At 71.6% G+C, this 8360-nt stretch carries 6 protein-coding genes; 5 read left to right on the forward strand and 1 reads right to left on the reverse strand.

Going from position 1 to position 8360, the window contains the following annotated elements:
- Positions 1 to 152: 152 nt before the first annotated feature.
- Positions 153 to 2465 (reverse strand): ABC transporter family substrate-binding protein, encoded by a 2313-nt coding sequence (locus AOK23_RS19360; protein ID WP_055713957.1) that lies wholly within the window; start codon positions 2463 to 2465, stop codon positions 153 to 155.
- A gap of 339 nt (positions 2466 to 2804) precedes the next feature.
- Here AOK23_RS19360 and AOK23_RS19365 point away from each other — a divergent pair, with 339 nt between their 5' ends.
- From AOK23_RS19365 to AOK23_RS19385, 5 genes are all read left to right on the forward strand, one after another.
- Entirely contained in the window at positions 2805 to 3095 is a 291-nt protein-coding gene (locus AOK23_RS19365; RefSeq protein WP_055540190.1) for a hypothetical protein, read from the forward strand.
- A gap of 60 nt (positions 3096 to 3155) precedes the next feature.
- Complete coding sequence (locus AOK23_RS19370) at positions 3156 to 3992, forward strand: hypothetical protein (protein WP_055713958.1); 837 nt, start codon at positions 3156 to 3158, stop codon at positions 3990 to 3992.
- Positions 3993 to 4010: 18 nt separating this feature from the next.
- Positions 4011 to 5948, forward strand: coding sequence for a fumarate reductase/succinate dehydrogenase flavoprotein subunit (locus AOK23_RS19375; protein WP_055713959.1), 1938 nt, complete (start codon positions 4011 to 4013; stop codon positions 5946 to 5948).
- A 22-nt stretch (positions 5949 to 5970) separates the two neighbouring features.
- On the forward strand, positions 5971 to 6747 hold the full coding sequence (locus AOK23_RS19380) for a succinate dehydrogenase/fumarate reductase iron-sulfur subunit (protein WP_055543386.1): 777 nt from the start codon (positions 5971 to 5973) through the stop codon (positions 6745 to 6747).
- A 110-nt stretch (positions 6748 to 6857) separates the two neighbouring features.
- On the forward strand, positions 6858 to 8360 hold a 1503-nt coding region (locus AOK23_RS19385), incomplete at its 3' end, for a hypothetical protein (protein WP_206336239.1).

The raw sequence follows: 8360 nt of genomic DNA on the forward strand, positions 1-8360 counted from the left end.
TACGGGCCCACGAGGGCAAGGGCTCCCCGGGCCGTGCGGCCCCCGCTCCGCCCCAGCTCAGACGCCCTTGGCGGCGGGAGAACCCGCCGGACACCGCTCCGGCCGCCGCCCCTGTCGTACGGGGCGGCGGCCGGAGCGCGGGTGGACGGTGATCACTTGCTCGTGGGGCTCTCCGGCGCCGTCGCGCCCTTCTTCAGGAAGCCCATGTCCTCGTAGACGGGGGTCTGGAAGCCGAAGGCGCCGGCGTTCGCCAGGTGCGGGCGGGCGGCGTAGAGCTGGGGGCGCTGGTAGAGGGGGATCGAGCCGGCCGCGGCCCAGATGCGGGCGTCGGCCTTGCGGATCAGGGAGCGGGTCTCGGACTCGTCGAGGGTGGAGATCGCCTGGTCGAAGAGCTGGTCGACCTGGTTGGTGCCGACGCGGGTGTAGTTCTGCTCGATGCTCAGCGAACCGTCGGCCGCCGGGACCGGCTTGGCGTAGATCGGGCGGGCGTCGGTGGCGGGGAACGCGGAGGTGGGCCACGAGTACAGGGCGAGGTCGTACTGCCCGTTCGCGATGTGGTCCTTGAAGTAGCTGTCGTCGGCGACCTTGGAGATCTCCGTGCGGATGCCGACCTGCTCCAGCATCACCGCGATCCGCTCGCCGACGGTGCGCAGGGACTCGGTGCCCGGGCCCGACGGCAGGACGAAGCGGAGGGTGAGCGGCTTGCCGTTCTTGGCGAGCGGCGCCCGCGCGGCGTCGCCGGGTGCCCGCGTGCCGCGCGGGGCGTAGGCGCCGGGGGCGTTCTCCTTGCCGTCCCGGGCGAGGGGGCTGTCGTCGTCGGTCTCGTACGGCTTGTTGTCGTCGCCGACGACGTAGGTGTCCTCGTCGCCGGTCTTCTTCTCCGCCTTCTTGTCCGCCGCGTCGTCCGACTTCTTCTCGGACTTCTTCTCCGACTTCTTCTCGGGCTTCTCCTCCTTCGACCCGGCGGTCTTCTCGCCCTCCGCCCCGGCGGCCTTCTCGGTCTCCCGGAGCGGGCCGCCCTCCTCCCAGCCGGCGTCGGCGAGAAGGGCGCGGGCCTCGTCGGTGTCCTGGCCGCCGAGGGCACCGCTGTTGTCGGCGTAGGCGGCCTGGCCGGAGAGGGCGAGGTGGCTGCCCACCGGGGCGGCGGGCAGGCCCAGCGGCTTCAGGACGAGGGCGGCGAGTTCCTCGCGGTCGAGGGCGCGGGCCACCGCGCGGCGGACGCGCTCGTCGGCGAGGGGGCCGTCGGCGCCGTTGAGGGCGAGCTGGGTGAAGGCCGGTTCGAGGGAGCGGCGCACCTCGAAACCGCGCAGGGCGGACTGCTGCGCGCTGTACTCGGCGAGCGCCGCCCGCCGCTTCTTCCGGGCGCTGGTCTCCTTGCCGGCGGCCTTCTCGTCGGAGCCGTGCGCGATCGCCCAGGACCGCAGCGACTGCGCGGGCGTCAGTGCGGCGCCGCCCCCCTGGACGAGGGTGCCGCCGACCCCTGCGAGGGGACCACCGAGGCCCTGCGCCGCCCCCCGGACGTGCCCAGAGCCCTGCGGGGAGGCGGAGCCGCGGGGGCCCGCGGAGCCCTCGGGGCCCCGGGCCTCCTTGCCGGCCAGCATGACGCGCTGCGCCTGGGACGAGTCGATCTCGGCGATGTCCACCTCGCCCTTGGCGAGCGCCTCGGCCCGCTTGTCGCGGGGGACGGCACGCAGCACCAGTTCCGACAGCTTGGCCTGGCGGCCCCACCAGCGGGGGTTGCGGGTGAGGGTGACCTTGCCGCCCTTGCGGTCGATGTCCTTGACGGCGAAGGGGCCGGCGGTGACGTTCAGCTTCTTGCGGGCGCCGTCGTTGAAGGCGTCGGGGGTGCCTGTCACCTGCTTGGGGTAGAGCGGGGAGAACAGCGACTTCCAGTCGGCGTAGGGGCGGGCGAAGGTGACGCGGACCTCCAGGTCGTTGGCGCCGCGCTCGACCTTCTCGATGCGCTCGTAGCCGGCGTTCCGGGCGGTCCAGTACGCGGAGTCCTTGCCGGACAGGGCCCGCCACTGGGCGACGAAGTCGGCGGCGCCGATCTCCCGGCCGTCGCTCCACACCGCCTCCTGGTGGAGCTTGTAGAGCACGACCTGCCGGGGTTCGCGTTCGACGATCTTCGCGGACTCCAGGTAGTCGGTGTCGACCTGGGGGCGTCCCCCGGCGTCGAGGCGGTACATCGACGGCAGGACGGCGTCGGCGACGCGCGCGCTGGTGGGGTCGGCGTCCGCCTGGAACGTGTTGAACGTCTCCGGTACGGCGTCCACGGCCCAGCGCAGGGTGCCGCCGTCGGCGATCCGGTCACGGGCGGCCGGCGCGATGTCGGGGCCGGCCGCCGGCCTGCCCGCGGGGTCCTCCTCGCCGCAGGCCGTGAGCAGGGGCGCCGCGAGCACACCCGCGGTCAGGAAAGCGACCGAGCGCATCACCGCACGCGGTCCGACGCCGTGGTGGGACATCACTGCTACCTCCGGAGGACCGCACCCTCCACCAGGAGGGCGTTATGATCACTTTTGGGTGCATATGGAGCTGATCACATCTATGGCCACACACTGAAGAGGAAGGGGTTCACCGACCGAGGGAGACACGACGACGGGGATCGAAAAGCCACTCGTGCGGCGCAACGCGCCGTAGGTGATCCCCGGCGCACACCGAGCGCGTATGGGCGTGCGGAGGAGGCCCGCAATCCGCCAATCGATGCACATCCCTTCCCAGCGCAACGTGTGACGCGCAACACTCGCAGGCGCATGAACGTTGCCGCCTCGGTCCTCGACGATCCGCGGAAGTGAGGGCAAGTCATGTCCGTGCAAGATGAACTGACATCGGTCCAGCGCTGCCTCGACGACCTCTATCGGTCGGTGGGACGCCTGGAACAACAGATCGGCAGCGGTGGGCTCGACATGCGCCGTGTCCGCGCCGACGCCGATCACCTGCGCGAGAGTGTCGCGCTGCTGCGCGAGGGGGCCGTCGCCCGCTCGTCGACCAAGCACCCCGAACTCGTCCCCATCCCCGACACCCCGTACGACGACTCGCTGTGGACGGACTCGGACGACGAGGGACTCGGCGCCCGCGACCGCCGCGCCCCCTGACCCCGAGCACCCGGCACGCCGAGCGCCCGACAACCGAAAAGAACCGACCGGGAGTCCCCGTTGGCCACTGGTACGGAACCTCCAGGCACAGAACCCCATCCCCAGCGCGGCGGCGTGCACAGCGGTACACGCGCCGCGATCACCGCACCGCATCTGCGGACCGACCGCTGGTGGCTGGCCCCGGCCGGCACCGCGGCCGGTCTGCTCGCCTTCATCGTGTACTCGACATGGCGGGCCTTCTCGGACGCGCACTACTACGCGGCCCCCTATGTCTCGCCGTTCTACTCCCCGTGTCTGGCGGAGCGCTGCGAGCCGATGCACGCGGGACCCAACTGGGAGATCTTCGGCAGCTGGTGGGGCGTCTCACCGGCGATCATCATCCTGATCTTCCCGTTGGGCTTCCGCCTGACCTGCTACTACTACCGCAAGGCCTACTACCGCGGCTTCTGGGCGTCCCCGCCCGCCTGCGCGGTGGCCGAGCCGCACAAGAAGTACACCGGTGAGACCCGCTTCCCGCTGATCCTGCAGAACATCCACCGCTACTTCTTCTACGCCGCGATCGTCGTCGCCGGGATCCTGACGTACGACACCGTCCTCGCGTTCCGCGACGAGAACTACGAGTGGGGCCACATGGGCCTCGGCACGCTCGTCTTCCTGATCAACATCGTGCTGATCTGGGCCTACACGATCTCCTGCCACTCGTGCCGGCACATCGTCGGCGGCAAGCTCAAGCACTTCTCCAAGCATCCCGTGCGCTACCGGATGTGGCAGTGGGTCGGCAGGCTCAACGCACGCCATATGCAGTTGGCCTGGGCGTCCTTGGTGAGCGTGGCGCTCGCCGACTTCTACGTGTATCTGCTCGCGTCCGGCGCGTTCGACGACCCGACCCTCTTCTGACGACAAAAGGTGCTTGAGATGTCCGTGGTCGAACGACAGGAGTGGGACGTCGTCGTGGTCGGCGCCGGCGGAGCCGGGCTGCGCGCCGCGATCGAGGCCCGCGAACGGGGCGCCCGTACGGCGGTGATCTGCAAGTCGCTGTTCGGCAAGGCCCACACGGTGATGGCCGAGGGCGGCATCGCGGCCGCCATGGCCAACGTCAACTCCGGTGACAACTGGCAGGTCCACTTCCGCGACACCATGCGCGGCGGGAAGTTCCTCAACCAGTGGCGCATGGCCGAGCTGCACGCCCGCGAGGCCCCCGACCGGGTGTGGGAGCTGGAGACCTGGGGCGCGCTGTTCGACCGTACGAAGGACGGCCGGATCTCGCAGCGCAACTTCGGCGGCCACGAGTACCCGCGGCTCGCGCACGTCGGCGACCGCACGGGACTGGAACTGATCCGCACGCTCCAGCAGAAGATCGTGGCGCTCCAGCAGGAGGACCACAAGGAGACCGGGGAGTACGAGTCCCGGCTGAAGGTCTTCCAGGAGTGCACGGTCACCCGGGTCCTCAAGGACGGCGGCCGCGTCTCGGGAGTCTTCGCCTACGAGCGCGAGTCGGGCCGTTTCTTCGTCCTCGAAGCGCCTGCCGTCGTCATCGCCACCGGTGGCATCGGCAAGTCCTTCAAGGTGACGTCGAACTCGTGGGAGTACACGGGCGACGGGCACGCGCTGGCGCTGCTCGCGGGGGCGCCGCTGCTGAACATGGAGTTCGTGCAGTTCCATCCGACGGGCATGGTCTGGCCGCCGTCGGTGAAGGGCATCCTCGTCACCGAGTCGGTGCGCGGCGACGGCGGGGTCCTCAGGAACTCCGAGGGCAAACGGTTCATGTTCGACTACATCCCGGACGTCTTCAAGGAGAAGTACGCGCAGTCCGAGGAGGAGGGCGACCGCTGGTACGAGGACCCCGACCACAACCGGCGGCCCCCCGAGCTGCTTCCCCGTGACGAGGTGGCCCGCGCCATCAACGCGGAGGTGAAGGCGGGCCGGGGCTCCCCGCACGGCGGGGTCTTCCTGGACGTGTCGACCCGTATGCCGGCCGAGGTGATCCGCCGCCGGCTGCCCTCGATGTACCACCAGTTCAAGGAGCTGGCCGACGTCGACATCACCGCGGAGGCCATGGAGGTCGGCCCCACCTGCCACTACGTGATGGGCGGCATCGCCGTCGAGTCGGACACGGCGGCGGCCCGCGGGGTGCCGGGGCTGTTCGCGGCCGGGGAGGTGGCCGGCGGGATGCACGGCTCCAACCGGCTGGGCGGCAACTCCCTGTCCGACCTGCTGGTGTTCGGCCGCCGGGCCGGGCTGCACGCGGCCGAGTACGCGACGGGCCTCACCGGGGCACGGCCCCCGGTGGACGACGAGCAGGTCGACGCGGCCGCCGCCGAGGCGCTGCGCCCGTTCTCCGCCGAGGGCGAGGTCCGCCCCGAAGGACAGCCGCCGGAGAACCCGTACACCCTGCACCAGGAGCTCCAGCAGGCCATGAACGACCTGGTCGGCATCATCCGCCGCGAGGGCGAGATGGAGCAGGCCCTGGAGAAGCTGGCCGATCTCCGGGTGCGGGCGCGCCGGGCCGGGGTCGAGGGGCACCGGCAGTTCAACCCGGGCTGGCACCTCTCCCTGGACCTGCGGAACATGCTGCTGGTCAGCGAGTGCGTGGCGCGGGCCGCGCTGGAGCGCACCGAGTCGCGCGGCGGCCACACCCGCGAGGACCACCCGGCGATGGACCGCGACTGGCGCCGGCTCAACCTGCTGTGCCGGCTCACCGACCCGACGGGCGGGCTCGCGGCCACCGACCCCGTCGCGGGCCAGATCTCCCTGACGCGGGAGACCACCGATCCCATCCGCCCGGACCTGCTCGCCCTCTTCGACAAGGAGGAGCTGGTCAAGTACCTCGCCGAAGAGGAGCTGTACGAGTGAGCAGCCACGAGGAGCCACGGTCATGAGCGGCTACACGGCCCACTTCAGGGTGTGGCGGGGCGATGTGGGGGGCGGCGGCCTGGAGGACTTCAAGGTCGAGGTCAACGACGGCGAGGTGGTGCTGGACATCATCCACCGCCTCCAGGCGACGCAGGCACCGGACCTCGCCGTCCGCTGGAACTGCAAGGCCGGCAAGTGCGGTTCGTGCTCGGCGGAGATCAACGGCCGTCCCCGGCTGATGTGCATGACCCGGATGTCGGTGTTCGAGCGGGACGAGACGATCACGGTCACACCCTTGCGGGCCTTCCCCGTCGTACGGGATCTGGTGACGGACGTCGGCTTCAACTACCAGAAGGCGAGGGAGGTTCCGGCGTTCGTACCGCCGGAGGGGCTCGGCCCTGGTGAGTACCGGATGATGCAGGAGGACGTGGACCGTCCGCAGGAGTTCCGCAAGTGCATCGAGTGCTTCCTGTGCCAGGACACCTGCCATGTGGTCCGCGACCACGAGGAGAACAAGCCGGCGTTCGCGGGCCCCCGCTTCCTCATGCGCGTCGCCGAACTGGACATGCACCCGCTGGACGCGGCCGAGGACACCGGCCTGGACCGCAAGCGCACCGCTCAGGACGAGCACGGCCTCGGCTACTGCAACATCACCAAGTGCTGCACGGAGGTCTGCCCCGAGGGCATCCGGATCACGGACAACGCGCTCATCCCGTTGAAGGAACGGGCCGTCGACCGCAAGTACGACCCGCTCGTCTGGCTCGGCTCGAAGATCAGGAGGCGCTCCTCGGCGGACTGAGCGCCCTCCACGGGGGCGCCGCATCGTGAGCGGAGCGGACGGGCCGCGTCCGGGACGTCTTTGCCTCCTCCCGGTCGCGACCTGGCGGGTCCGGCCATACGCTCCCAAATGTGACGTCGCGTTCGAGGAGTAACCGGTCGCGCGGCGCCACGTCGCACATAGGGGTGCGGGTGGCGCACGCCGCGTTCGGCGGGATGACCGCCTTGGTCTGGCTGCTGCTGGTCCCGTTCACGGACTCGCCGGACACGGGCCACCGGACGCCCGCGGCGGCGGCCGCGTCCCCGGCGGTCGCCGAGTGGTCCGCGGGGTCCGCGGACATCGGCCCGTCACCGTTCCCGGTCGGCGCCCGGCGGGCCGCGGCCGTCGGGGTGGGCGACGCGGCGCCCGGTGACGACGGTAGTTCGGCGACGGATCTGATCCTGCCGGTCGCGGTCGCCGCGGTGGTCGCCGGTTTCGCCGCGTACTCACTCGTCCGGCGCAAGCGGCGCGCGGCGCTGCGGACGACGCCGACCGGGACCTTCGAAGAGCATCTGCCCCCGCTGCCGGACCTGCACCAACGGGGCCGCCGTCTGCTGGTGGAGACGGACGACTGCGTCCGTACCGGCGCCGAGGAACTCCGCTTCGCCGTCGCCCGGTCGGGCCCTGCTGCGGCCCAACCGTTCACCGACGCCCTGGCGGACGCGCGCCGCGAGGTCGAGGCGGCCTTCCGGCTCCGGCAGCGGCTCGACGACACCACCGGCACGCTCCCGCCCGACGAGGAGCGGGCCCTGCTGGAGGAGATCCTCGCCCGCTGCACGATGGCCCAGCGACGCCTCGACATCGCCGCCCCCGCCTTCGACCAGCTCCGCGCCCTGGAACGCGACGCGGTCCCGGCCCTGCAGAGCGCGGAGGGCCGCTTCCGTGAGCTGACCGGCCGTACGGCGACGGCGGCCGCCACCCTCGCCGGGCTCCGCGAGCACTACGCTCCCGACGTCGTCCTCCCCGTCACCAGCCACGCCGAACACGCCGAGGACCGGCTGGTGTTCGCGACGGCCGAGCTGAACCGGGCCCGCCAGTTCACCTACGCGGGCGACCCGCTCACGGCCGCCGTGCACCTCCGGGCCGCCGAGGGTGCCATCGACCAGGCGGACGTCCTCGTGACAGGGGTGGAGCGGCTCGCCTCGGAGGTGGCACGCGCCGCCGACGTGGCGAAACAGGGGGCGCCCCGCGAGGGCACACACACCGACCCCCTCGACGCCCTCTGCCGCGAGGACCGCTGGCTGCTACCGGCCCGCAGCGCGGTGGCCACCACGAGGGACTACGTCACGACGCACCGCGGGGCGGTGGGAGTAACGGCAAGAACCCGCCTCACGGAAGCGGAACGCCACGCGGCCATCGCCGAGGCGGCGGCACTCCAGGAAGGACCGACCGGAGCGGAGGGGGCGGAGGGGGCCGGAGCGGACGGGGTCGACAGGGCCGAGGGGGCTGACGAGGCGGCGTCCCCGGGCGACGAGAGCACCGGAGCGGGCACGGACGGGGAGGCGGCACCCTCGGAGGATTGGACGGCCGAGGAAGACGCGACGGCCTTGGGCGACGAGACCGACGCCGTGGAGACCGCTGATGTCGAGAGTGCC

Origin of the sequence: Streptomyces torulosus (assembly GCF_001419765.1) — a bacterium.
GTDB classification, from domain to species: domain Bacteria; phylum Actinomycetota; class Actinomycetes; order Streptomycetales; family Streptomycetaceae; genus Streptomyces; species Streptomyces torulosus.